Here is a 25,936-nt window from a genome sequence, read left to right on the forward strand (position 1 = left end):
TTTAACCTTCCTTCTCGATAGTAGTCAGGCAATCACGTAGGATTGAACCGTATTCATATTTGCCCGGACATACGTAAGTACATAGTGCTAAATCTTCTTCATCTAGCTCTAATGCACCTAACGAAATCGCACCATCTAAGTCACCTGCAATCAGGTCACGTAGTAATAGTGTTGGCAAGATATCGAGTGGCATAACACGCTCATAGTTTCCGATTGGTACCATCGCACGCTTAGAGCCACCAGTAGATGTGGTCATTTTGAACAAACGACTTGGTGCTAAGTGTGAGATAAATGTACGTGTTACAGAGAATTTATCGCTGCCTGGGGCAATCCAACCAAAGAGCTCTTTTTCGCGACCTTCAAGTAGCACAGATACTTGATTGTGGTAGCGGCCAAGGTAAGCGTGAGGTCCGGTTGCTGTTTTACCAGCTAACACAGAGCCAGAAATGACTCGGTTATCACCTTCTTCAAGCTCGCCTGCAACTAAATCTGTTAGCGACGCACCCATGTGAGTTTTTACTAAGCGAGGATTCTTAACACGAGGTCCTGCTAGCGCAACCACTCTGTCTGTATAGATTTCACCGGTTAGGAACAATTGACCAAACGCGATGACATCTTGGTAACCAAGGTGCCAAACTTGTTTGTTTGCGCCCACGGCATCTAAATGGTGAATGTGTGTACCAACGTTACCTGCTGGGTGCACGCCAGAGAACTCATGTACTTCTACTTGTGACAAAGAAGAGCTAGGTACGTTAGCACCGGCTTTCTTACACACAAATACTTTGCCTTCAGTCAGACGCGAGACCACTGCAAGACCCGCTTCAAACGCTTCCACGTTTTCAGCGATAATCACAGCAGGATCGGCTGCCAGTGGGTTGGTATCTGTTGCTGTTACAAAGATAGAGTTTGGCTTTGCACTAGGCTCGGCAACACGGCTGAATGGACGTGCACGAAGCGCTGGCCATTGACCAGACTCGATTAGCACTTCCTTCACTTTTTCCGCATCTAGGTTGCTTAATTCAGCAGCCGAGAATTTGTCAAAAGTGATCTGCTCGTCGCCTTGTACCTCAATCACTACGGATTGCAGCACACGCTTAGCACCACGGTTGATTTCTTTAACTACACCAGTAGCTGGCGCAGTAAACTTGACGCCTGGGTTCTTTTTGTCTTCAAAAAGAACTTGGCCTTTTTTGACTTGGTCATCCACACGAACATGCATGGTAGGACGCATACCGATGAATTCTTCACCTAGCACAGCTACTCGTTTGACGGCAGGGCCATCATGAATAACTTGCTGAGGTGCGCCCTCGATTGGTAAGTCCAGACCTTTTTTTATGTTGATCATACGCACTTGCATTACATTAACGGAAAGAAACTGAAATTATCTTTTGTCACCACGCGCCACCTCATTTGTACTAGGTTTAAAGAGCAATGTTATGAGTCCTGCTTAGGGTCCCAAACTTTCCCCTTCGGATTACCGCCTAACGCGTACAAAAAGTAGCGTCGTGATAAAAGTCCTCACATATTTCTCTGATTTTAACATTAATCGTACTGAGTATGCGAGTGGAATTATGAAATTAATACGACTTTAACGTGGATTTAGATTAGTTGAAAAATCAACCACTGCTGGCAGTATAGACCAAAGTTGGATAGATAAAGTATTAATTACCAAATAAAGCAAAAATGCCGAGAAAAGTACCTCGGCACGTTCACTCGGCATCCTATTTTTTAGGCTAATGAGTCGCTCATCATAGCGACAGCTTAGGCCTAAAGTAAGTGATTAATTTTTACTTCTGGATTAACGTCAGCGTCGTAGTCAACACCATCAACGCCAAAACCAAACAGTTTTAGAAACTCATTGTGATAGCCAATATAATCGGTCAGCTCATCAATGGTATCGGTATCCACTGTATCCCAAATGGTTTGCACCCGGGCTTGAACACCGTCTTCGAGCTCTTTGTAGTTTTGGAATAAGTGGCCACCCTCGTCAAAACGCGGAGACTCACCGTAGAGATTCTCGGTAAATAAACCGTGGATCTGCTCAATAGTGCCCTCATAAGTGCCATCGCCTTTCATGACTTTGAACAGTGCAGAAATATACAATGGCATAATTGGAATCGCAGAGCTTGCCTGTGTAACCACCGCATTAAGCGATGACACATACGCTTCACCGTTAATATTTTCAGTGGTTGCACGAATGGCCTGAGTAGCGCGGTCTAAATCTTCTTTGGCTTTACCAATCGTGGCGTGGCCGTAAATTGGCCAAGTTAGCTCTTTACCAATATAAGTATAGGCCGTGGTTTTAAAACCCTCAGCAAGCACATCGGCTTGTTTTAACGCGTCAATCCACAGCTCCCAATCTTCGCCACCCATGACTTTAATGGTGTTGTCGATTTCTTCTTGGTTAGCGGCTTCGACCGTCACTTCATCAATCACTCGCTTAGAAGTATTGAGGTTTTTGGTGGTGATGCTCGAACCAATCGGTTTTAGCGTTGATGAAAATACTTCTTCGCTTTTTGGGTCTTTACGACGCGGTGAAGCTAGGCTATAGATCACCAGGTCCACTTTACCAAGCTCTGACTTAATGACCTCAATAGCTTGCTGCTTTAGTTCGTCAGAAAAGGCATCGCCATTGATGTTTTTCGACCAAAGGCCGGCTTCGTCTGCCGCCTGTTGGAATGCGGCTGTGTTGTACCAACCAGCTGACCCGGTGCGCTTTTCTGTGCCTTCTTTTTCAAAAAACACCCCTAGAGTCTTGGCGCCTGCGCCAAAAGCAGCGGTAATGCGAGAAGCAAGACCATAGCCGGTTGAAGCACCAATAACTAAAACATTTTTTGGGCCATTTTCAATTTTGCCCTGTTGTTTTACATAATTAATTTGCTCTTGTACGTGCTCAGCACACCCAACTGGGTGCGCGTTAGTGCAGATAAATCCACGAATTTTTGGCTTAATGACCATATGAGATCCTATCCATTGATTTTGATATTGTTAAAGGTGGTACTCGTGCCGCCTTTCACAGTAGCAACTCGCTTTATTATGCGAGTCACGATAATTTGCCGCCTAGTTTACTGCGAGATGCCAAAAATACACATCTGATCAGCTAGCTGGGCTTAACTGTCAAACTTGGAGCCGCCCATACAAGTCGGCGACTGTGGTGCTTGGCCTTGGTTTTCAGAAAATTCATCTGGGGTATAGGCGTGGATCGCTAAAGCATGAATGTGATTGCTCAGCTCTTCTTTTAACGCCTCATTAATGGCACGGTGACGTTGCAACAAACGTTGTCCTAAAAATGACTCACTGACCACAATGACCTTAAAGTGAGACTCTTCACCACGACTGTGCATGTGGCTTTCGTTAATTACGTTAAGATGCTTGCACTCAATCGCCGCTGCAAGCTTGTCATAAATCTGTGACTGCATTGACATTGTCAGGTCTCCTCTGGTCAATCTTGGCGTTACTATACGCCTAAGCTGATGTATTTCCAACACTTCGGAATGTTAGGTTAATACGACCTTGATGTACTTTGGCTTGTTTCGGTAAGGCATGCTGATAATCTCTTTGGCTGTTGCCCTGCATCACCAGCAAACTGCCTGTTTCTAACATCAGGTCGGTCACCGCTTTGCTGTGTTTATCGCGAATTTTAAACTTGCGACTGGCGCCTAAAGAGAGTGACACAATCAGCGGTTGCGCCCCAAGCTCCGGCTCATCATCGCTGTGCCACCCCATGGTGTCTTGGCCATCGCGATAATAATTTGCCAGTACCGCATTAAATAACTGCCCAAAGCGCTGTTCTAAGGTGTTACGAATTCCCAGTAACATCGGTGGCCAAGGTGCGTTGTTTAACACTTTACCAGAATAGCTATAGCGCACGTCTGGGTCGGCAATAAACAGCTCTAAGCGCGGCAGAGTATGGCTTTTACCAAATAAACGAATGCTATTTTGCTGCCAGGCTAGGGATTGCGATAACGCCTGGTAAAGCGCTATGCTTTTGTCAAAACTTAGCGCCTGCGGTTGGTAACTAAATCCAGGCGGTAAGACTGGTGCGTTGCCAGCTGCTCTCATGTTAGACTACTCGCTGCTTTTTATTATAGATAATGACTATGACCACTGATGCTATTCTTGCAGGGAAACCTTATACGCTAGAGCGCTTCCCTCTTGATCAAAAAAACCGAAGCTTACAAGCTTGGGATTCTGCCGATGAGTATTTGTTGGATTATGTCTTCGAACATCATCGCGATGCAACCAAGATACTCATTATTAATGACAGTTTTGGTGCCCTCTGTTGCGCCCTGGCGCCACAGGTGGCCGTCGCCGTGACCGACTCTTATGTTAGCACCTTGGCCTATCGTCACAACCTTGCCAGTAATGGTCTTGATGATGACCAACTTAACATATTAGACAGCTTACAAGACTACCCTCAAGATGTTGATTTGGTGCTGCTCAAGGTGCCTAAAAATGCGGGGCTATTGCAGTCACAACTGGCACGCCTGAGTCAGTTAAAAGCCGATATTCCGGTACTGGCCGGCGGTAAAGTAAAAGAAATTCACACTTCTACGCTCAAAAGTTTCAGTCACTTCTTAAGCGAACCCAAAACCAGCTTGGCGGTAAAAAAGTCGCGGCTTATATTCAGTCGAACTTCAGCCAAACAGTTAGATAGTAAGTTCCCGGTGACTTGGCCGTTAGAGAAAAGCAACTTCACTATCAGCAATGAAGCCAATGTATTTTCGCGCGACTCCTTAGATATTGGCGCACGGTTTTTCTTAAATTACTTGCCAATGGGCAAAAAACCATTGAATGTCATTGATTTGGGTTGTGGCAATGGCGTGATAGGTTTAATGACACTAGCAAAAATGCCCAATGCCAAGGTCACCTTTATTGATGAGTCGGCCATGGCAGTACACAGCACCAAGCAAAACATCATGACTAACTTGCCAGAGCGACTGCAACACTGTGAGTTTGTGCAAAACGACTGTTTAACTGGCTTTGAGCACCGTGGCGTGGATTTAGTATTATGTAACCCACCTTTTCACCAAGCGAACGCCATTACCGACCATATAGCGTGGCAAATGTTTCTCCAAGCCAAAGCAGCGCTTCGCTCTGGTGGCGAGCTGAGAATTATTGGTAACCGTCACTTAGACTATGATGACAAACTCAAGCGTCTGTTCGGAAACTGTAAGGTGCTGGGGAATAATAAAAAATTTACCGTATTAAGTGCAATAAAGAGGAACTGATCAATGCCTGCAAAGCAACTAATCGCTGTGGTTGTTATGTTACTTGTGGGGTGCGCGAGCTCACCCAGAAACGTTATTTTGCATCCGCAATATCAGGGTAATAGTTCAAACCAATTGCCGCTGTCAATTGCGCTACAAGTCAATGACTTGCGTACCACCAAGTACACCATTCGGGTTGAAGATCAGGAGCCCGCACTCTATATGCCGGATGCCAACCTGCCGCTAAACTTTCAAGACGTTATGCAGCAAGCACTGGTCGCGCACGGCGCAGAAGTTTCAGGCAATGCCGCAACACAACTAGAGGTTGATATCACGCGCTTTAAAGCCCTCATTACGGAGTCTTTATCGCAGCATCAAAGTCAGGCCAACGCCGAAGTTACCGTACGAGTTACTCAGGGCACACGCCGCTTTGAAAAGCAGTATCAAGGTAACGCCAACCTGACAGGGCCTCTGCAACACAGCCAGGCTGGCGTTGAGCAGCAACTCAACCAGTTGGCCCAGCACGTGGTGTCTAGAATTGTCCAAGATCCTGAATTAATTAAATTTGTAAGAGGAAGCTAATGAAAAAAATAATATTCTGCTTAACAGTCTTATTACTGAGTAGTAGCGCCATTGCTGAAATGAGCGGCAAGTTTGTACAAAAAAATAATTTATTTCCTCGAGTACAGATTAATACCAGTAAAGGCCCCATCGTACTGGAGCTAGACCGCTCTCGAGCCCCCATTACGGTCAATAATTTCTTAACCTATGTGGTAAACAAAGACTACAATGGCTCGGTTTTTCATCGTGTTGAGCGTGACGAAGTCAACGACCAAGATTTTGTTATTCAAGGTGGCGGTTACGACCGCGAATACGATGGCATGTTCGAGCGTGAAGCCATCTTTAACGAAAGCGGCAATGGCTTAGAAAATGACATGTACTCCGTCGCCATGGCCTACCAAGACAACAAGCCGCACTCCGCCACACGTCAGTTTTTCTTTAATATGGACGATAACGAGCATTTAAACCCAGGCAAAGATTGGGGGTTTGCGGTATTTGGTAACGTCATTGAAGGGTATGAAACCTTAGACAAAATCATGCGCGTAGAAACCGGTTACAATGAAAAGCTAGGTTATACCTTTATCCCCAAAGAACCCATTATTATTCTTTCTGTGGATGTACTTAAACAACCAGAGTACTAAACTCTCGGTGACAACAATAAAAAAATAGTATGGTGAGTAAGCTGTTACTCACCGTCAAGGACCTTGGCTTTCAATGCTTATATCATCAAGCTTTTCACAATATTTAAGTTATTACAAAGACAAACGCTTATTGACTATTTTTGCTTTTGGCATGAGTAGTGGCTTTCCCTGGGTATTAATTGGCTCGGTGATGTCAGCATGGCTCAAAGACGAAGGCCTAAGTCGCAGTACAATTGGGCTGTTTGGCCTGGTTTATGGTGCGTATACCATCAACTTTCTTTGGTCTCCCTTAGTAGATAGAGTCAAATTACCCCTGTATCGGCTTTTAGGTCAGCGCCGCAGCTGGATAGCAACCTGCCAGTTGGCCATTGTCATAACCACCTTTTTTCTTTCCGGCTTGGCTATCAAAGACAACCTCTTCTATGCCGCCTTGTTGTGCTTCATCATTGCGTTATTTTCAGCAACTCAAGATATTGCTATAGATGCCTATCGCATCGACATTATCCCTGAATCAGAAAGCGATAAAGCCACCGCAGCCGCGGCCATGGCTACTTCAGGGTGGTGGTCTGGCTACGCCTTATTAGGCGCGCTCCCATTTTTTATTGCGGATTTACCTGACTTTACTTGGCCATTGATTTATCAACTTTTAGCGCTCATGATGCTAGTGCTACTGTTGGTGACTCTGCTGGCCACAGAGCCCAGCTCACACCGTGAACAAGTGCAAGCACAGCTGCAGGCAAGTTACGAAGAAAAGCTACGCCAATCTGGTTCCAATAGTAGAATAAAAAAAGCCCTTGCCTGGTTGGCGGTCACTTTGGTTGAGCCGTTTCGGCGTTTCTTTGCAAACAATGGGGTGAAAACCGCTTGTGCGCTGTTGGCGTTTATCTTTTTGTTTAAAATTGGTGAAGCATTCTTGGCCCGAATGTCCATCGTGTTTTATAAAGAAATCGGTTTTAGTAACACCCAAATAGGCCAATACTCGAAACTCGGTACCGGTATCATCACCATTATTTTTGCCTTCTTGGGCAGTATGTTTAACCACAAATACGGTATTGTTAAAGGCTTATTTATCAGCGGTGTGGCCATGGCGGGCTCAAATTTAATGTTCTCATGGATTGCGCTTGCAGGCCCTGTTGAAGAGCTATACATGTTAGCAATTGTGGTCGATGGCTTTACTCAAGCTTGGTCATTGGTAGCTATGGTGGCGTTTATTTCTATGCTTTGTGATCGCGCCTTTAGCGCAACCCACTATGCCCTACTTGCCTCACTGGGCAGTTTAAGCCGGACGGTACTATCGGGATACAGTGGCTTTGTAATAGATGACTTGCTAAAAGGAGATTGGGCGCTGTTCTTCGCGTTGACTGCGGTGATGGTGTTACCGTCTTTGGTGTTTTTGTATCTGATCCGGCATAAACTGTATGCCATTGAAAAATCGTATCACGCTAATAAAAACTAGAGGTGCCTATCCTTGCACCTGTAAGCTTACGCTTATTGCTCTTCTTTTAACAGTTGTAGGCCTTCATATGGGTCTACTTCTAAAGCTTCGCAGTAACGTAAGAACTCAATCACATCTAAACGGCGCTCTTGGTTTTCAATTTTACCGATGAATGAATGTGGTGTGCCTAACACTTGCGCCAGACTACGCATTGTATGGCCTTTTTCATGGCGCTTCGATTTTAGCCACTTAGTTAGTTTACCGTTTTCTTCCGAAGAAACCGTTTTACCCATCATAATTAAACATCTCCTACTAGATGAACAACTTAAAAAATACTAAATGAAATATGCCCGTCTCATTTAGTTTCTAGACATTACAGCAATCACTATTGTGAACCTGAGCGTATAGTACTCATTGTCCAGCAATACTGATGACAGAGATAGTTACAAGAAAATAAAATGTTAACTTGTACCTATGTACCCAATAAGGTATAGCCTAAAACCATTAAACTACCTAATTTATTTTTGCTTTTTTTCGGTCTCTGTAAGCGCTTTACTTTGCTGTATTACACTGTAACACTTTAACAAATTTTTTAAAAAATGTACCAGTATTTGAAATAAATTATTTTTCTTTAAAAAATAAAAACTTAGGGCTAACATTGACTAACTGGTGAAAAATAAGGCGACCTAGAAATGATGCGATTACTGTTCTTACTACCCGTTTTGCTGTGTTTTGGCTGGTTCTATTTCCTGCGGGCGAACGGCGTGCCCTTAAAGCAAGGAAAGCGAGGATTCATTTATATTCTGGTTTTTTCAACCTTGGTGCTAGGTTTCTTTTTGTTGATGATGTACGTAACAGGTAGCTTTGACTCGCTGTAACACGTTGTAGATACAAAAAAGCCACGATAGTTATCGTGGCTCAATCATTAAAAGCGTGAGTTAAACGCTAAAGCTGGCACCGCAACCACAGGTGGTGGTGGCATTGGGGTTATCAATAAAGAAACGCGCGCCTTCAAGTCCTTCAGTGTAATCCACAACACCGTCGATAAGATACTGAATACTCATTGGATCAACCACCATAGTGACACCGTTCTTTACGATTTCTAAATCACCTGGATTAACTTTTTCATCAAAAGTAAAACCATATTGAAAGCCTGAGCAACCACCACCGGTGACATACACTCGAAGCTTAAGATCGTTGTTCTCTTCTTCTTCGATAAGCTCTTTCACGCGGCTTGCCGCGGCATCGGAAAACTGTATTGGTAACTGTTCAGACATAGATTTAAACCCCTAATCCTGTAATGGCTAAATTATCTAATACCTGAGTATTTTAATCAAGTATAGCAAAGCGAGTTTGTGCTTTATTCCTGTATTGCTGTGTTTTGATAACAGTAACTTGGTTTAGCACAAGGATTTAATTAAAAAAATTTGTTATTCTTAAGTGGTTGATAGTTATGGAAGGCGGCTCATGTCATTGGATGCGCTCAGACGCAGTCTCGCAAAACCTAAAACCTCAGTGCAACTGTGCCTCCTAGGTGCAGTCGCAGGCTTGCTTGCCGCGCTATTAATTATCGCTTTTCGTCTCACCATTGAACTGGTGCAAGCCAGCTTTTTAAGCCATGGCGATGACTTTACTGAATTATCTCAGTTACACCGTTTATTTCTGCCAGTATTAGCCGCGTTATTAATTGCCACCTTTGCCGCTTTAACAGGCTTTAAGCATTATCGCCTTGGCATCCCATATGTTATTAACCGTATAAAACACCATTATGGCCATATGCCGATTTGGAACTCCGCCAACCAGTTTTTTGGTGGTGCCGTGGCATTAATCAGTGGTTTTTCGGTTGGTCGGGAAGGTCCTTCCGTGCATATGGGTGCGACGGCAGCCAGCGTACTCTCGGAGCGCCTTCATTTACCATTAAATGCCGCCAGAACACTTGCAGGTTGCGGTGTTGCCGCCGGTATCTCAGCCTCTTTCAACACCCCGCTGGCCGCCGTCATTTTTGTTATGGAGGTGGTGTTACGTGAATATAAGGTGCATATTTTTGTGCCCATTATGTTGGCCTCGGTGATAGGAGCGCTCAGCACCCAATATGTGTTTGGCAACAGCTCTGAGCTTGCCCTGATAGATATTACCCCACTGAGCTTTTGGCATTATCCTTATCTGGTTGTGTGTGGCGCAGCGCTTGGGGCGGTGGCCTATGCCTTTAATCAAAATTTGATGATGATCATCAAAACCTTTAAGCCCATTAGCATGTTTCCACGCTTACTGTTAGCAGGACTGATCGCCGGTTTAATTGGTTATGCCGCACCAGAAGCCATGGGCTCGGGCATGAGTGCCATTACCCAAGCGGTAGAATCTCCTGATGACATTCAACTGCTTACTACCATTTTAATTGCCAAATTACTGGCGACGATTTTTGCCATCGGGCTTGGTATCCCAGGTGGACTAATTGGCCCGGTTATCGGCCTCGGGGTTATTATGGGCACGTTAATGTCGTTTTTTGCTCATTATATTACTCCCGCCACCGACGTTGCCGGGACCTATGGTGTACTAGGTATGGCCGGTTTACTGGCAGCAACCCTGCACGCCCCCTTGGCGGCGTTAACCGCGGTAATGGAATTAACCTCTAATCCTACCATTATTGTTCCGGCCATGCTGGTGATCACCAGTGCCTATGTCACCGCCTTGCAGGTCTTTGGTAATCGCTCTATCTTTTTGCAGCAGCTCGATTTTCAGGGTCTCCCCTATCAAGTTTCGCCAGCCAAAGAAGCGTTACAAAAAGTCGGCATCATGGATGAAATGGATGAGCACTTTAAACTGCTCTACTCCGATGACAAAGAGCAAATCAAAGAAACCCTGGCTGCCGTCGACAGTCAAACGCCACTCATCGTATTTGATGAACAACAAGGCTATCGACTGGCAGAGTACGACTTAAACTTGGTTTCCGAAGGCAGTGTTTCTGTTTCTTATATTGAGTTACAAGGCTTGAGCACTCAAGCCACCTTAGCCGATGCGTTTGATATCTTAAAAGATAAACGCTCTGGGGCGGTGTATATTTACAACCAAAAAGATGAGCAACAAATTTTAGGATTGTTACGGTGGGATCAGATCCGTCATATTCTCACTATTCGTAATAGTTTACTGTAACCAAGAACCATATATAACAAGGTGCCCGGTGTGTGCACCCTAATAACCATTGGAAAACATCATGAGCCTTTTGCTGACCTATAAAGCCTTACATTTATTTTTTATGATTGCCTGGTTTGCCGGCATTTTTTATCTACCACGATTATTTGTTTACCATGCCATGACGGAAGAAAAGTCGTGTAGTTCCATGCTGAAAATCATGGAGCGGCGCTTACTTTACTTTGTTACACCATTTGCCATTTTAACAGCGGTGTTTGGTGTGTTAATGATTACCGAATATGGTCGCGAATGGTTTCGCCATAGCATGTGGCTTCACTATAAATTGGTGTTAGTGATCTTGCTCTACCTCTACCACGGCTATTGCTTCAAGTTACTGGCCGACTTTAAACATGACCGTAACCGTCGTAGTGATAAGTTCTACCGCTTTTTTAATGAATTCCCGGTGCTGATTCTTTTAGCAATAGTCTTTCTTGCAGTCTTAAAACCTGCGCTGTAACCGTGCTATAATGTCGCTCCAATAACCGCTCACTATCTGCGTGTTATCTGGTTGGGTGAGCGACTGCGCAACCCGGTTATCAATTTGTCTTTAGGAATCGCCACATGTTCAGTTTCCAAGGTGAAAACATTCTCTCTGTTAACCAACTCGACAGAGATTCCATTGAACACATCTTCTCCATCGCTAAAAAAATGGAACCCTACGCCAAGAAGCAAAAGCGCACTCGCGTATTAGAGGGGGCGATTTTAGCCAATTTATTTTTTGAACCAAGCACCAGAACACGAGTAAGTTTTGGCACCGCTTTTAATTTACTAGGCGGCCTAGTGCGTGAAACCACCGGCATGCAAAGTTCGGCACTGGCAAAGGGCGAGTCGCTTTATGATACCGCTCGCGTGATTTCAGCCTATGCTGACGCCGTTGCCATGCGCCACCCAGACGCCGGCTCCGTCGCTGAGTTTGCAACCGGTTCAGATGTGCCGGTTATCAACGGTGGTGACGGCCCCAACGAACACCCGACCCAAGCATTACTCGATTTACTTACCATTGATAGAGAGCTTGGCCGCTATGGCTCTGGCATCGACGGCATGCACATTGCTCTAGTCGGCGACTTAAAGTATGGCCGCACTGTGCACTCTTTGTCGAAGTTACTCAGTCACTACAACAACATCCGTTTTACCATGGTGGCGCCGGACGGCCTACAAATGCCACAATCCATTCTTGATGTGGTGGCTAACGCAGGGCACCAAATCGAGGTGGTGTCAAAAATGGAAGGCAATCTTGCTGCCGACATTGTCTATCAAACTCGGATCCAAGAAGAGCGCTTTCCATCGCAAGAGGAAGCAAACCGCTACCGTGGTGGCTTTCGTATCAGCCAAGCGATTTATGACGCCCACTGTAAGCCCAGCTCAGTGCTGATGCACCCGCTACCTCGCGACAGCCGTAGTGATGCCAATGAACTGGATAACGATCTTAATAACAATGACAACCTAGCGATTTTCCGCCAAGTCCAAAATGGCGTTCTGATCCGTATGGCATTATTTGCCTTAACGCTAGGTGTTGAAAACCAAGTGGAAAAATACGAGGTCGATGTACCTTGGTTTAGCCGCAAACGTGACAGCTAAAAAGGACCAACAATGACTATCAGTCAAGACCTATTCAAACGAGCTCAAGACTCTATTCCTGGTGGTGTTAACTCACCTGTCCGCGCTTTTAATGGTGTTGGTGGCACGCCACTGTTTATCACTAAAGCCGAGGGCGTACACACTTATGACGCTGACGGCAAAGCCTATATTGACTATGTTGGCTCGTGGGGCCCGATGATCTTAGGTCATAACCACCCTAAAATTAAGCAAGCCGTTCTCGAGGCCGTTGAAAATGGCCTTTCGTATGGTGCGCCCACTGAGACCGAAATTTTAATGGCCGAAAAAGTCAAAGCCTTGGTGCCATCCATTGAAAAAGTCCGCATGGTAAGTTCCGGCACAGAAGCCACCATGAGCGCCATTCGTCTGGCTCGTGGTTATACTGGCCGTGATAAAATCTTGAAATTCGAAGGCTGTTACCATGGCCATGCCGACGCCCTGCTAGTTAAAGCAGGCTCAGGGGCACTCACTATGGGGGTTCCTAACTCACCGGGCATTCCGGCTGACTTTGCTAAGCACACCTTAACCGTATCATTTAATGATCTGGATGAAGTAAAAGCCATTTTCGAACAATATAAAGATGAAATTGCCTGTGTCATCATCGAACCGGTTGCTGGCAACATGAACTGTATTCCACCCGTTCCAGGCTTTTTAGAAGGCTTACGTGAGATCTGTACTGACAACCAAAGCGTGCTGATCTTCGATGAGGTGATGACGGGTTTCCGCGTTGACTTAGGTGGTGCACAGCAATACTACAATATCACTCCGGATCTTACCTGTTTAGGTAAAGTCATTGGCGGCGGCATGCCGGTAGGCGCTTTTGGTGGTAAAAACGAGATCATGGATCACATTGCCCCTACAGGCCCGGTGTATCAAGCCGGTACACTATCGGGTAACCCCATTGCCATGGCAGCAGGTCTGACGGCACTGGAGTTATTATCTGAAGAAGGCCTTCATGCTGAGCTAGAAGCCAAGAGTAAAGCGCTGTGTGAGGGCTTCCAAGCCGCAGCGGATGCCGCTGGCATTCCTTTAACCACCAACTACGCCGGTGGCATGTTTGGTTTCTTCTTTACCGATGCTGAAAAAGTCACCAGCTACAAGCAAGCGACGGAGTGTGATTTAGAGCGCTTTAAAAAGTTCTTCCACTTGATGCTAGATGAAGGCGTTTATCTAGCACCTTCAGCATTTGAAGCCGGCTTTATTAGCACCATGCACAGTGATGAGGAAATAGCGAAGACCATCGAAGCGGCTAAAAACGCCTTCGCTAAACTATAAGCTTTTTTCTCGCTTATACGCTAAAAAAGACCCGTTATGGGTCTTTTTTATTGCCGTGAAGAATACTCCACTGCTACAAAGATTAATTACAACGCGGCCTAGGTTCAAACAAGCTGGCTCGAATAGGCAGCTGGATCACCGGGCCACAACTGGGCGCGGCTTGTTTGCCAGTTTGCGGGTTGAAAAACGCCCAACGAATAGACTCGGGTCGCTCATCTACGATGGCCTGAGGATTAAGCGGCTTAAGGTAACGGATATACAGCTCTAAGGCACCGGTGCTGCCGGTTAAGCCGGTGGGCTTATTGTCGTCACGACCAATCCAAGCTACGGTCACGGTATTTTGGTCAAACCCAGCAAACCAACTGTCACGTAAGTCATTGCTGGTGCCTGTTTTCCCCGCCAGTTGCACCGAGGGGAAATGTAAGTTTAAGCGCTTTGCCGTACCTTTTTTAGTCACTCTTTTCATGCCATATTTGGTCATGTAAACCGCTTCACTGTCTAGCCGTTGCCGTTTGCTTACCTGATGCTCATAGACCACGTTACCCACAGAGTCGGTAATGGCCATGACGCTGGTCAATTCGCTATGACGGCCATCGGCGGCCAAGGTGGTATATACTTCGGCCATTTCCAAGCTCGACAGCTCAAGCGCTCCCAGTAATAAGGATGGGTAGAGTGGAATGGAGTCAGAAACCCCAAGGTTGTTGAGGGTCTCTGCCACACGGCTTACTCCCAGCTCCAAGCCTAAGTTCACCGCCGGAATGTTAATGCTGCGGCTGAATGCCTCATACATCGGAATTTGTCCACGATACTGGTTATCAAAATTGCTGGGCGACCACACTTGCCCTGAACTATCAGTGACTTGGATTGGGTTATCGTTTAGCAGCATACCTAGATGAAAATTAGGATTGCTCAAAGCCGATAAATAAATCGCAGGCTTAACCAAAGAGCCAATATTTCGTTTGGTGTCTAATACGCGGTGAAATCCTGAAAACTTTAACTGCCGCCCTGCCACCAGCGCCGATACCCCAGCCTTTTTCACATTAACCGATAACATCGCCGTTTCCAGCTCTTCGGTTTGGAATCGGCGCTCAAGATAAGGTAAGCCCTTTTTCACGGCATCTTCCATGGCCGCTTGCTTTTGCAAATCAAGATAGGTAAATATTCTCAGCCCGGAATCGACGACTTCATCATCGTGGATAATGGTTTCAAGTTCACGATTCACCAGCTCAAGGTAGCCAGGAAAAGACTGTAAGCGGCTGGCTTTCAGCGGTTTTACAGCAATCGGTCTTTCCAGCGCAGCACGGTATTCAGGGGTTGAAATTAAGCCGTTTTCCACCATCAGCCGTAATACCAGGTCACGACGCTCCATCACTCTTTCTGGGTATCTTCTGGGATTGTAATACGAGGGCCCTTTGACCATAGCGACCAACATGGCAATTTGATCAAACTCCAGCTCATCGACCGGTTTACCAAAGTAAAACTCTGCCGCCAGCCCCATACCATGCACGCCTTGGTTATAGGCTTGACCAACAAACACCTCATTTAAATAGGCTTCTAAAATCTCATCTTTGCTGTAACGAAAATCTAAAATTAAGGCGATAAAGGCTTCATTTATTTTCCGCACCAGTGAACGCTCGCGGGTGAGGTAGAAGTTTTTAGCCAGTTGTTGCGTTAAAGTACTCCCCCCTTGTACCGTCCTACCCGCTTTGATGTTGGCATATAAGGCGCGCATGATGGACCATAGTGAGACACCGTGGTGTTCGTAGAAGCCGCGGTCTTCCACCACCAATAAGGTTTCTTTAAAAATGGTCGGAAACTTTTCCAGTGGCACAAACTCTCTGTCTTGGCGGGTTTCATTGCCAATACGGGCGATCTGCACGGGCTCTAATCGGGCACGGTTAATGCGCCTGCCATCGGCAGCAACGATACTTGCCAGCTTTTTGCCAGCAAAATTAAGGGTAAATATTTGTGCCGTTTCAGGGCCATCGTAAAACTCAAAGGCACGACGATAAATGGTAATCGTACGGCCTTGCACAGTATACTGACCGGTGCGGCTAATGCGGTTTACTAAGGAGTAGTTTAAACGCTCCAGCTCCCACAGCACTTCATCTTCATTAAGAAACTGATCCGGCGAAAATGCCATTGCCCGGGCATAGACCTGAACCGGCAGCTCCCATTTATTGCCTTCAAACTGACGGCTGATTTTGGCGTCTAGGTAAATGACATAGATGGCGACTAAAAACAGCGCGGCAATGCTGCCCTTCCAACAAAACGACCAGATAGCACCTAAAGCTCGGCTTTTAGCTCGTTGTAGCCGCGACGGAGTGGTTTGCTTGGAGGTTTTTTTTCGTGGGGTTTTAGCTTTACTGCTTGGCTTTTTTTTGCTGTTACGATTATTTTTATCCGTCATGGTCCAACTAAAACTACATCAATCATTGCCAGATGGTAGGGTATCGTAAATTAACAACTGCTGAAAGCACAAAAAAGTGGGCACCTGAGCGCCCACTTGGTTTAGACAACGAGAATTTTACAATATTGACCGAAAGCCAATTGCTGTAATGCAGTTACTACTGTCCGCGAACTGTCACGAACTCGGGATAGGCATCGACGCCACAATCATGTTGATCCATACCACTGAGCTCTTCTTCCTCACCCACGCGGATCCCCATAGTGGCTTTCAGTACACTCCAAACAATGTAGGAAGCGACGAAAACAAAGCCTAAAATCGTTACTAAGCCAACGGCTTGACCTTGGAAGGTGGCATCAGCATTAGAAAATGGCACCATCATTACCCCAAGAGCACCACACACACCGTGCACTGAAATAGCCCCTACCGGGTCATCTACTTTTGCTTTATCCAGAGCGACAATGCTAAATACCACTAATGCCCCACCTAAAGCACCTAAAATACAAGCTAGAATTGGCGTTGGGGAAGCCGGCTCAGCGGTAATAGTAACCAGCCCAGCCAAGGCGCCGTTTAAGACCATGGTTAAATCCGCTTTGCCCCACATCAATTTGCATACTAGTAATGCTGCGATAGCGCCTGCTGCTGCAGCGGCATTGGTATTCAACATAATTTGACTTACTGCAATGGCATTTTCTTTATCTGCCAAGAACAGCTGCGAACCGCCGTTAAAACCAAACCAGCCCATCCACAAGATAAATGTACCCAGCGTCGCCAGAGGCATGTTAGAGCCCGGGATTGGGTAGATTTCACCATTTTTGCCATATTTTCCTTTACGAGCCCCCAGCAGCAGCACCCCTGCAAGCGCCGCGGCTGCACCCGCACCATGCACAATTGCAGAGCCGGCAAAGTCAACAAAACCCAGTTCAGCAAGGAAGCCACCGCCCCACGTCCAATAACCCTCAAGTGGGTAAATAAAGCCGGTTAATACCACGCAAAAAACCAAAAAGGCCCACAGTTTCATGCGCTCGGCGACTGCCCCTGAGACAATCGACATGGCTGTGGCAACAAACACCACTTGGAAGAAAAAGTCCGATTGCAATGCATGATCGGCATCGGCTGACGGGCTACCTATTAACGCGCCAAGACTGGGTAAGACTCCACCTTCGGCGTTATCGACATACATAATGTTGTAACCAATCAGTAAATACATGGTACAAGCGATGGCGTACAGGGCAACGTTCTTGGTAAGAATTTCAGTGGTGTTTTTTGAGCGCACTAAGCCAGCTTCTAACATGGCAAAACCCGCTGCCATCCACATCACTAGCACCCCAGAAATAAGAAAGTAAAACGTGTTTAACGAAAATTGTAATTCTACTATTGTGTTTTCCATCGTTCGGTCACCCCTTAAATTGCCGCTTCGTCGAATTCGCCAGTGCGGATCCGAACGATTTGATCTAGGTCGTATACAAAGATTTTGCCGTCCCCAATTTTGCCGGTATACGCTGCTTTGGTCAGTGTTTCTACCACGCGCTCGGCGTTTTCACTTAAGGTGGCGATTTCGATTTTTATTTTTGGAATAAAGTCAACTTGGTATTCAGCGCCGCGGTAAAGCTCGGTATGGCCGCGTTGACGACCAAACCCTTTAACATCTACCACAGTCATCCCTTCGATCCCGAGATCGGCGAGCGCCTCACGTACCTCATCAAGCTTAAATGGTTTTATTATTGCACTTATCATTTTCATGCTGAGTCCCCTTAGGACAGTTGATCCTGTTAAGAGCAGTAATCCAACCTTTGTGCCAACCTTTTTACTTGTTTATTTACAGTGGGTTATAAATATCGAAAGAATAAAATGCATAAAAAATGCACCATATAGGTGCATTGTTCCGAGCGCTGAACTGCTTTGGTGCGTTGCAATCACGGCAAATGATTAATGCACCATAACGCAGTTTCTTTGTTGCTCTTTTGCTTGATATAGGGCTTTGTCGGCTTTGCGCATCACTTCACTTAAGCTCTTAGTTTGGCAAGCAGCCAGACCAATACTGATGGTGCAATGGTGATTGCCTTCGACCAGCTTAAAGGCTTGCTCAGCCAGTCGCTTACGAAAGTCCTCTAGCATCTGTGTCGCCACTGCCATATCGGCACTAGGAATGAGCAAAGCAAACTCTTCGCCGCCAATACGGGCAACCACGTAGTGCCCAAACGCGCTGCGCAATAAATCGGCGACTTGCTTTAACACTTCATCGCCACTTTCATGACCAAAACGGTCGTTGATTGCTTTAAAGTGGTCAAGATCAAGCAGTGCGAGAATATACTGGCTGGGCTTGGCTTTTATCAGTCGCTCTGCCTGTTGACAAAAATAGCGGCGGTTATAAAGCCCCGTTAGGTAATCACGGTGCGCATACTCTTTTATTTCTGCAATTAGGTTCAGCTGTTCCATGGTTTGCATAATTCGGCAATGGAACTCTTCATTCATAAAGGGCTTAGCTAAAAAGTCATTGGCCCCGTACTTGATAAATTTAGCGGATAAACCGTGGCTTCCTGCACCAGATAAACCGATAATAGCGAGTTCGTCTCGACCACGGCTATTACGGATCGACTTCACCAGCTCAAAGCCATCCATGGTGGGCATAGCAAAATCGGTGAGCAACAGTTTGATGTCGTGATCTGCGCTCAGCATTTCTAGCGCTTGCTCACCGTCTTCGGCTTCTAGTACCGTAAATAACTGCTTCTCTAACATTTGTCGCATCACCGCACGACTGATGACCGAATCATCAGCTATCAAAGCCTTACAGCCCTGGTTGCGCAGTAAGCGTGAGGCTAATTTGACGGCATATAAATATGAATCACGGTTATCTTTAATGACATAGTCAACCACCCCCATCTCCAGCATTTGCTGACGGCTGTATTCGTCGATTTTTGAGGTCAACACCACCGTGGGAATATCATGACTGAGGGTAAGCTGCACCACTTCGGCATCCATGGCATCGGGCAGGGTTAAATCCACCAGCGCTAAGGTATATTGGTGCTGGGCTAAAAAGGCCTTACTTTCCTTGAGTGACCAAGCAAAATCAATTTCGACATCTAGGTGCAGTGCGGTGAGGTGCCGCAACACCTGTTGCACCACTTTGCTGTCTTCAACAATTAAAACTCTTTGCATGGAGTGAAATCTCTTTTATCGATCATGTCATCTAATCAGCAGGTTTGGCGGGAGCAAACACATCATAAGCAGAGCCAAGGGTTAACGTATGGCTTTAATTGATGTGTGACACAGTTTGTTATGTGTGCTTACCAACAGGCGCTAATAAATGGGATCGATTACCTATACTACGATAAAGCAGTGAAACAAGAATTTAACGAGGCTAAATACTTTATTACTACGAACATAAGTATTAAATATACGCGAAATCTGCGCTAAAAAAAACCAATTGCGTTGCAATTTAAGGAAACAAGTTACCTTATTAACGCCATTCCTGCCGTCTATTTTGTTGGTTTTATCTCAATGACTTTGAAATTCAGGCAAAATCCCTCTTTAATGCGTAAATAACATAACAAACACCGAGGGAATAATGAAAAAACTTCTGCCATTATTACTCGTCAGCTGCTCTTTGCTATCTGTACCTAGTTTAGCAGACGAACATCAGCGAGCGATTGAGATAGATCACAAAATAACAACTGAACATCGTACTGAAATCAACGGCGAACGGATCAGTTACACCGCCACTACCGGTACTCAACCAGTATGGAATGATGACGGCGATGCCGTGGCGACCCTGCACTACACCTACTACAAGCGCAGCAAAGTCAAAGACATGAGCAAACGCCCACTGCTGATCTCTTTCAATGGTGGCCCAGGCTCAGCTTCAGTATGGATGCACATTGCCTATACTGGACCACGGGTATTAAAAATTGATGACGAAGGCTACCCATTACAACCTTATGGGCTAAAAGATAACCCATACTCTGTGCTAGACGTGGCTGACATCGTTTTCGTCAACCCGGTCAATACAGGTTATTCACGGGTGCTGAAAAACGAAGATGGCGAGTATCCCAGCAAAGCACAACAAAAAGACATGTTTTTTGGCGTCAATGCAGATATCAAGTATTTGGCTGAATGGCTGAATACCTTTATTCACCGTAACCAACGCATGCTATCGCCAAAATACCTGATTGGCGAAAGCTATGGTACGACCCGAGTATCTGGCTTAGCTCATGCCATGCAAAACAATCAATGGCTGTATTTAAATGGTGTGGTTCTGGTATCACCGACGGACATTGGCATTAAACGAGAGGGTCCGGTAAAAGCCGCCAACCGTCTACCTTATTATGCCGCCGCGGCTTGGTACCATAAAGCCCTGCCCAACGAGTTACAAAGCAAAGACCTATTAGAGGTGCTTGAGGAAGTCGAAAGTTACACTATCGACAGCTATTTACCTGCGTTAGCTAAAGGTGCCTTTATCAGCGAGCAAGAAAGGCAAGCGGTTACTAAGGCGGTGGCTAAATACAGCGGCTTAAGCGAGCAATTTGTCGCGCAAAATAATCTCGACATTCCAACTTCGGCATTTTGGAAAGAGTTACTGCGTGATCGTGGTTATACCCTAGGACGCTTGGATTCGCGCTACTTGGGAATTGATAAACGCGATGCAGGTAACCGTCCTGATTACTGGCCAGAGCTCACTTCATGGCTACACTCATTCACACCAGCTATCAATCACTACTTTAACGCCGAGTTAAACTATAAAACAGACGTTAAATACAATATGTTTGGCCCAGTTCACCCTTGGGATCGTAGTAATAACAACGTAGGCGAGCAGCTACGCTTGGCTATGGCGCAAAACCCTTACCTTAATGTGATGATCCAATCTGGCTATTATGATGGCGCCACCAACTACTTTGATGCTAAATACAATATGTGGCAACTCGACCCCAGTGGCAAAATGCGTGACCGCCTTAGCTTTAAAGGCTACCGCTCTGGTCATATGATGTATTTACGTCATGAAGATCTACGCAAATCAAACGATGACCTGCGGGAATTCATCTTAAATACCATTCCAGATAAAGGTCAGTCAGCCCTTTATTAAGCGTTATTTGGGGAGGCGAGTTACCGCTTCCCCGCTACTTCAGCCCAGCCAAAACAAGAAATTCCTTTAATCACTCTGCAGTTAGGTATAATCTAGATATACTCATTAATAACCATAATTGAGCTAGGTAGTTGCTATGAGTGAGCAATTTAAAGTGGTTTTTGCCGGTATGGCACAAGGCCGTGATCCACAAACCGCCGCCACCACACTGGCAGAAAAGCTAAAAACCTCGGTCAACAAAATCGAGCAATTCTATAAGGGCAAACCATTATTTGCCCCCGCTGATAAAAGCAAAGCATTAAAGCAGGTTAAGTTACTTGCCAGTGTTGGCATTAGTGCTAAGTTGCAAGCTCAATCACCCCCCCCACAGTCACAAAGCGCTGAACAAGAGCGCGTTTTTGAGGCGCTGGACTATATCACCAGTAGCCTAATTAGAATTGAAGAACGCCTTGAAGACATAGAGTCTCGCATTGGCTATCAAGGTCATGAAGAAGTGGCCGAAGAGTCAGAAGACGAGTGGGAATCAAAAGAGCTGTTTGATGAGTTCGACTTTGAACCGACCCCCCCGACAAAATCCAAAGCCTGGCTGTATTACTTACTGGCAGTACTGGTGATCTTATTTATTATTTTAGGCGTCGGCTTGTTTTTCCCTGAGTGGCTTGGCATGTAATGAGTAAAAGTAATACCCACATTAATAAAATTCATAATCAACGTAGTGAAATCCGAAAAACCGTCAGGGAGTCAAGAAAATCACTGACTTCCCAGCAACAACAACAGGCTGCTCAGCAATTAAGTATTAATTTTTTTCAATATATAAACCTCCCTAAAAAAGCCCGTATAGGGCTCTATCTGCAAAACGATGGCGAACTCGATACATCCCTTTTAATTCAGGAACTTTGGAATAAAAACCATCAGCTTTTCCTGCCCATAATCCACCCCTTTAACCAGCAAAATTTGCTCTTTCAAAAGTATGAAAAAAACTCACCCATGAAGCTAAATCGCTATGCTATCTTGGAACCTAAGTTGGATTGCACAGGCGTAGCACCACTTAACAGCTTAGATTTTTTGCTAATGCCGTTAGTGGCATTTGATCAGCAAGGCAACCGCCTTGGGATGGGTGGCGGCTACTACGACAGAACGCTGGCGCAACACTACCAGCAACAGCGCAGCAAGCCGCAGTTAATTGGTTTAGCCCATGATTGTCAGAAGGTAGCAAAGCTTCCCGCCGCGGCGTGGGATGTGCCTCTACCGCAGATACTGACGCCTAGCCAGCTGTATCGCTGGTAGCCAGTAAAGACTGCAAGCTCAGCGCGGTGACAAATAGCGCGTTTTTCTCTGCCGCTGCAATTCGGATTGCGTTATACTGACCATCACTTTTAGACAACCAATGTGTGGCGTTATGACTCAAGATGAAATGAAAAAAGCTGCGGCCTGGGCGGCGCTTAATTATGTCGAAGAAAATACCATTGTCGGGGTTGGCACTGGCTCTACGGTAAACCACTTTATTGATGCCTTAGGCAGTATTAAAGACAAAATTAAAGGCGCGGTATCAAGCTCTGAAGCCTCAACCGAAAAGCTAAAACAATTAGGTGTTGAGGTATTTGAATTAAATGACGTGTCTGAGCTGGCCGTTTATGTTGATGGTGCTGATGAAATTAACGCCAACAACGAAATGATTAAAGGCGGTGGCGCCGCCCTGACTCGCGAGAAGATTGTTGCCGCTGTAGCAAAGAAATTCGTTTGTATCGTTGACGATAGCAAGCACGTGAACGATTTAGGAGCATTTCCATTGCCAGTGGAAGTGATCCCAATGGCACGCAGCTACGTCGCGCGCGAGCTACTGAAGCTCGGTGGCGATCCGGTTTATCGCCAAGGGGTGGTAACCGACAATGGTAACGTCATTTTAGATGTGCATGGCTTACGTATTGACGCTGCCAAGTCGCTGGAAAAGCAGATTAACCAAATCGTTGGAGTTGTCACCAATGGCCTATTTGCCGAACGTGGCGCCGATATTGTCATAACAGGTACCCCAGAGGGGCCAAAAATTAACTAGTGAGAGTACAGATGAGCAAGGTTTCGTTAGCAAAGGATAAAATTCGCATTTTGTTGTTAGAGGGTGTGCACCAAAGTGCCGTAGAAACACTTAAACGTAATGGCTATAGCAACATTGAATACGTGAAAACCTCATTGCCCGAGGCTGAGCTCATCGAACGCATTAAAGACGCTCACTTTGTTGGTATTCGTTCTCGTACCCACCTGAGTGAAAACGTCTTAGCCCATGCCGAAAAGCTGGTTGCGGTGGGGTGTTTTTGTATTGGCACCAACCAAGTCGACTTGGATGCCGCTAAGCGCCGTGGTATTGCCGTATTTAATGCGCCATTTTCAAACACTCGCTCGGTGGCTGAACTGGTGTTAGGTGAGATTTTACTGCTGTTACGCCGTATTCCAGAGCGCAATGCCAAAGCGCACCGTGGTGAGTGGGATAAATCCGCAGAGGGCTCGTATGAAGCCCGTGGTAAAACCCTAGGCATTATCGGTTATGGCCACATTGGTACCCAGCTTGGGATCATGGCTGAGCACACCGGTATGAAGGTGGAGTTTTACGATATTGAAGACAAGCTAACACTGGGTAACGCCACGCAAGTAGCAACCTTGACTCAGCTACTGCAACGCGCCGACATTATCAGCCTTCATGTGCCAGAAACGCCACAGACCAAAAACCTCATTGGCATGGCGGAAATTGAAGTCATGAAGCAAGGCGCCATTTTAATTAATGCCTCTCGTGGTACTGTGGTAGACATTGATGCTTTGGCCGACGCCTTAGCCAATAAAAAGCTCTCTGGCGCCGCCATTGACGTATTCCCGGTGGAACCAAAATCAAACAATGAAGAATTTGTCTCGCCGCTTCGTGAGTTTGACAATGTCATCTTAACCCCACACGTAGGCGGCTCAACCCAAGAAGCACAAGAAAACATCGGTATTGAAGTAGCCGGTAAGCTGGCTAAGTACTCTGATAACGGCTCAACCGTTACTGCGGTTAACTTCCCAGAAGTGTCGCTGCCAGAGCTACTTAATCGTAGCCGCTTGTTGCACGTGCACGAAAACCGCCCAGGCGTATTAACGCAAATTAACCAAGCGTTTGCCCAGCATGGTATCAACATTGCGGCGCAGTATCTGCAAACCGACGATGCCATTGGTTATGTGGTTATTGATGTCGACAGTGACCACTCAGAGGTGGCATTGAAAGAACTCAGTGCCGTTGAGGGCACTATTCGAGCCCGTATTCTGCACTAATACTCGAGTGGCAATAGTCACTCGTGCTCAAGACATAAAAAAACCAGTCACTTCATATGAAATGACTGGTTTTTTGTATCGATTTGGCAATTATGCCATGAAATCAACACCTTCTTTGATGTCTTTTTCTAGTGTCGCTAGCATGTCGTCTTTTGCTTTTTGCTCAAACGCGCTTAGCTCACCGTAAGGTAGAAGCTTTTCTACGCCATTTTTACCAAGTACAACTGGTTGTGCGAAGAACTCAGCGTCGCCAGTGTTACCTTGTACATAAGCGTACTCTAGTACTTCTTCACCCTGTAGGCCTTTCACTAGAGAGAAGCAGAAACGCGCTGCTGCTGCACCCATAGAAAGCGTCGCAGAGCCGCCACCGGCTTTTGCTTCAACCACTTCAGTACCAGCGTTTTGGATACGCGTTGTGAGTGCCGCAACTTCTTCATCAGTAAACTCAACGCCTTCAACTTGAGAAAGCAGAGGAAGGATCGTTGTACCTGAGTGACCACCAATAACAGGGATCTTCACTTCAGACACGTCTAGGCCTTTTAGCTCAGCGATGAAAGTTTCTGCACGGATAACGTCAAGTGTCGTTACACCGAATACGCGAGCTGGGTCATAAGTACCTGCTTTTTTGAATACTTCAGCAACGATTGGAACCGTGCCGTTTACTGGGTTAGTGATCACACCAACAAGGGCCTTCGGACAGTTTTTAACAATGCCTTCTGCCAACGTTTTGATGATGCCCGCATTGACATTAAATAGATCCGCACGGTCCATGCCCGGCTTACGCGGCATACCTGCAGGAATAAGTACCACATCAGCACCAGCAAGCGCAGGGTCTAGGTCGTCTTTACCGTAACCTGCTACTTTCACCGCAGTTGGGATGTGAGATAAGTCAACTGCAACACCCGGTACAACCGGTGCAACGTCATAAAGCGCTAACTCAGAGCCAGCTGGAAGACCGTTTTTTAGCAATAAAGATAGAGCTTGACCGATACCGCCAGCGGCACCTAATACAGCAACTTTCATGTGAATTCTCCATAATTTGAAGGTGGAATTGAGTGTGCAGTAAAGATAATGAAAAGCGCTAGTAAACACAAATTAATCGCGCTTATTTTCGAGATTTTTTGACTAATGTCTTAAGCAAAAGTGTAAAGATCGTGACACTTCGCGCTTTACAGCGATAAACTAGGTACGCTGAGTCTGGATACGGTGTTGGGTATTTCGGCGCTTTTGTGTAGAATTTAAAGATTA

25 protein-coding genes are annotated in these 25,936 nt (G+C 45.9%); 14 read left to right on the plus strand and 11 right to left on the minus strand.

Going from position 1 to position 25,936, the window contains the following annotated elements; all coding sequences use genetic code 11:
- Window position 1: 1 nt before the first annotated feature.
- The 4 genes from ACNKW2_RS03990 to ACNKW2_RS04005 form a co-directional block, all read right to left on the minus strand.
- A complete protein-coding gene (locus tag ACNKW2_RS03990) occupies window positions 2-1,345 on the minus strand; it encodes a Na(+)-translocating NADH-quinone reductase subunit A (RefSeq protein WP_336569071.1) in 1,344 nt (447 codons plus the stop codon).
- 422 nt (window positions 1,346-1,767) lie between these two features.
- On the minus strand, window positions 1,768-2,958 hold the full coding sequence (fabV, locus tag ACNKW2_RS03995) for an enoyl-ACP reductase FabV (RefSeq protein WP_419147376.1): 1,191 nt from the start codon (window positions 2,956-2,958) through the stop codon (window positions 1,768-1,770).
- A gap of 152 nt (window positions 2,959-3,110) precedes the next feature.
- On the minus strand, window positions 3,111-3,425 hold the full coding sequence (locus ACNKW2_RS04000) for a BolA family protein (RefSeq protein ID WP_419147377.1): 315 nt from the start codon (window positions 3,423-3,425) through the stop codon (window positions 3,111-3,113).
- Window positions 3,426-3,465: 40 nt separating this feature from the next.
- The gene (locus ACNKW2_RS04005; RefSeq protein WP_419147378.1) at window positions 3,466-4,062 is read right to left on the minus strand and encodes an alpha-ketoglutarate-dependent dioxygenase AlkB family protein; all 597 of its coding nucleotides are present in this window, start codon (window positions 4,060-4,062) and stop codon (window positions 3,466-3,468) included.
- Between the two features lie 38 nt (window positions 4,063-4,100).
- Here ACNKW2_RS04005 and ACNKW2_RS04010 point away from each other — a divergent pair, with 38 nt between their 5' ends.
- The 4 genes from ACNKW2_RS04010 to ACNKW2_RS04025 all read left to right on the plus strand — a co-directional run bounded on the left by ACNKW2_RS04010 (window position 4,101) and on the right by ACNKW2_RS04025 (window position 7,868).
- Window positions 4,101-5,231 (plus strand): methyltransferase, encoded by a 1,131-nt coding sequence (locus tag ACNKW2_RS04010; RefSeq protein WP_419147379.1) that lies wholly within the window; start codon window positions 4,101-4,103, stop codon window positions 5,229-5,231.
- A 3-nt stretch (window positions 5,232-5,234) separates the two neighbouring features.
- Window positions 5,235-5,792 (plus strand): YajG family lipoprotein, encoded by a 558-nt coding sequence (locus tag ACNKW2_RS04015; protein WP_419147380.1) that lies wholly within the window; start codon window positions 5,235-5,237, stop codon window positions 5,790-5,792.
- Complete coding sequence (locus ACNKW2_RS04020; RefSeq protein WP_419147381.1) at window positions 5,792-6,412, plus strand: peptidylprolyl isomerase; 621 nt, start codon at window positions 5,792-5,794, stop codon at window positions 6,410-6,412. Before ACNKW2_RS04015 ends, ACNKW2_RS04020 begins: the two co-directional genes overlap by 1 nt.
- A 73-nt stretch (window positions 6,413-6,485) precedes the next feature.
- Window positions 6,486-7,868: an AmpG family muropeptide MFS transporter gene (locus ACNKW2_RS04025; RefSeq protein ID WP_419147382.1), complete on the plus strand. Its 1,383-nt coding sequence runs from the start codon at window positions 6,486-6,488 to the stop codon at window positions 7,866-7,868.
- Window positions 7,869-7,900: 32 nt separating this feature from the next.
- On the opposite strand, the gene ACNKW2_RS04030 is transcribed toward ACNKW2_RS04025, so the two are convergent.
- Complete coding sequence (locus ACNKW2_RS04030; protein ID WP_336569059.1) at window positions 7,901-8,143, minus strand: helix-turn-helix domain-containing protein; 243 nt, start codon at window positions 8,141-8,143, stop codon at window positions 7,901-7,903.
- Window positions 8,144-8,539: 396 nt separating this feature from the next.
- Here ACNKW2_RS04030 and ACNKW2_RS04035 point away from each other — a divergent pair, with 396 nt between their 5' ends.
- Window positions 8,540-8,725, plus strand: a complete 186-nt coding sequence (locus ACNKW2_RS04035) for a hypothetical protein (RefSeq protein WP_419147383.1) — start codon at window positions 8,540-8,542, stop codon at window positions 8,723-8,725.
- A 60-nt stretch (window positions 8,726-8,785) separates the two neighbouring features.
- Here ACNKW2_RS04035 and erpA read toward each other — a convergent pair whose 3' ends face one another.
- Window positions 8,786-9,124: an iron-sulfur cluster insertion protein ErpA gene (gene erpA / locus ACNKW2_RS04040; protein ID WP_336569056.1), complete on the minus strand. Its 339-nt coding sequence runs from the start codon at window positions 9,122-9,124 to the stop codon at window positions 8,786-8,788.
- 190 nt (window positions 9,125-9,314) lie between these two features.
- Here erpA and ACNKW2_RS04045 point away from each other — a divergent pair, with 190 nt between their 5' ends.
- The 4 genes from ACNKW2_RS04045 (at window position 9,315) to hemL (ending at window position 13,907) form a co-directional block, all read left to right on the plus strand.
- The gene (locus ACNKW2_RS04045; protein WP_419147384.1) at window positions 9,315-10,997 is read left to right on the plus strand and encodes a chloride channel protein; all 1,683 of its coding nucleotides are present in this window, start codon (window positions 9,315-9,317) and stop codon (window positions 10,995-10,997) included.
- Window positions 10,998-11,058: 61 nt separating this feature from the next.
- Window positions 11,059-11,493 carry a CopD family protein gene (locus ACNKW2_RS04050; protein WP_419147385.1) on the plus strand — a complete coding sequence of 145 codons (435 nt, stop codon included), beginning with the start codon at window positions 11,059-11,061 and terminating at the stop codon, window positions 11,491-11,493.
- Between the two features lie 104 nt (window positions 11,494-11,597).
- A complete protein-coding gene (locus tag ACNKW2_RS04055; protein WP_336569051.1) occupies window positions 11,598-12,614 on the plus strand; it encodes an aspartate carbamoyltransferase in 1,017 nt (338 codons plus the stop codon).
- 12 nt (window positions 12,615-12,626) lie between these two features.
- On the plus strand, window positions 12,627-13,907 hold the full coding sequence (gene hemL, locus ACNKW2_RS04060) for a glutamate-1-semialdehyde 2,1-aminomutase (RefSeq protein WP_419147386.1): 1,281 nt from the start codon (window positions 12,627-12,629) through the stop codon (window positions 13,905-13,907).
- A gap of 82 nt (window positions 13,908-13,989) precedes the next feature.
- On the opposite strand, the gene mrcB is transcribed toward hemL, so the two are convergent.
- From mrcB to ACNKW2_RS04080, 4 genes are all read right to left on the minus strand, one after another.
- On the minus strand, window positions 13,990-16,317 hold the full coding sequence (gene mrcB, locus ACNKW2_RS04065; RefSeq protein WP_419147387.1) for a penicillin-binding protein 1B: 2,328 nt from the start codon (window positions 16,315-16,317) through the stop codon (window positions 13,990-13,992).
- Between the two features lie 157 nt (window positions 16,318-16,474).
- Window positions 16,475-17,704: an ammonium transporter gene (locus ACNKW2_RS04070; protein ID WP_419147388.1), complete on the minus strand. Its 1,230-nt coding sequence runs from the start codon at window positions 17,702-17,704 to the stop codon at window positions 16,475-16,477.
- Window positions 17,705-17,718: 14 nt separating this feature from the next.
- Window positions 17,719-18,057: a P-II family nitrogen regulator gene (locus ACNKW2_RS04075; RefSeq protein WP_336569044.1), complete on the minus strand. Its 339-nt coding sequence runs from the start codon at window positions 18,055-18,057 to the stop codon at window positions 17,719-17,721.
- A 186-nt stretch (window positions 18,058-18,243) separates the two neighbouring features.
- Window positions 18,244-19,473: a diguanylate cyclase gene (locus ACNKW2_RS04080; RefSeq protein WP_419147389.1), complete on the minus strand. Its 1,230-nt coding sequence runs from the start codon at window positions 19,471-19,473 to the stop codon at window positions 18,244-18,246.
- 409 nt (window positions 19,474-19,882) lie between these two features.
- Here ACNKW2_RS04080 and ACNKW2_RS04085 point away from each other — a divergent pair, with 409 nt between their 5' ends.
- The 5 genes from ACNKW2_RS04085 (at window position 19,883) to serA (ending at window position 24,688) form a co-directional block, all read left to right on the plus strand.
- A complete protein-coding gene (locus ACNKW2_RS04085) occupies window positions 19,883-21,394 on the plus strand; it encodes a S10 family peptidase (RefSeq protein ID WP_419147390.1) in 1,512 nt (503 codons plus the stop codon).
- A gap of 136 nt (window positions 21,395-21,530) precedes the next feature.
- Window positions 21,531-22,064, plus strand: coding sequence for a hypothetical protein (locus tag ACNKW2_RS04090; RefSeq protein ID WP_419147391.1), 534 nt, complete (start codon window positions 21,531-21,533; stop codon window positions 22,062-22,064).
- Window positions 22,064-22,681 carry a 5-formyltetrahydrofolate cyclo-ligase gene (locus ACNKW2_RS04095; RefSeq protein ID WP_419147392.1) on the plus strand — a complete coding sequence of 206 codons (618 nt, stop codon included), beginning with the start codon at window positions 22,064-22,066 and terminating at the stop codon, window positions 22,679-22,681. Before ACNKW2_RS04090 ends, ACNKW2_RS04095 begins: the two co-directional genes overlap by 1 nt.
- Window positions 22,682-22,793: 112 nt before the next feature.
- On the plus strand, window positions 22,794-23,447 hold the full coding sequence (gene rpiA / locus ACNKW2_RS04100) for a ribose-5-phosphate isomerase RpiA (protein ID WP_419147393.1): 654 nt from the start codon (window positions 22,794-22,796) through the stop codon (window positions 23,445-23,447).
- An 11-nt stretch (window positions 23,448-23,458) separates the two neighbouring features.
- On the plus strand, window positions 23,459-24,688 hold the full coding sequence (serA, locus tag ACNKW2_RS04105; RefSeq protein WP_419147394.1) for a phosphoglycerate dehydrogenase: 1,230 nt from the start codon (window positions 23,459-23,461) through the stop codon (window positions 24,686-24,688).
- Window positions 24,689-24,778: 90 nt separating this feature from the next.
- Here serA and mdh read toward each other — a convergent pair whose 3' ends face one another.
- On the minus strand, window positions 24,779-25,711 hold the full coding sequence (mdh, locus tag ACNKW2_RS04110; protein WP_336569036.1) for a malate dehydrogenase: 933 nt from the start codon (window positions 25,709-25,711) through the stop codon (window positions 24,779-24,781).
- Window positions 25,712-25,936: the final 225 nt, after the last annotated feature.

Source organism: Pseudoalteromonas 'SMAR', from assembly GCF_048515945.1.
In the GTDB taxonomy this organism is placed as follows: Bacteria; Pseudomonadota; Gammaproteobacteria; order Enterobacterales; family Alteromonadaceae; genus Pseudoalteromonas.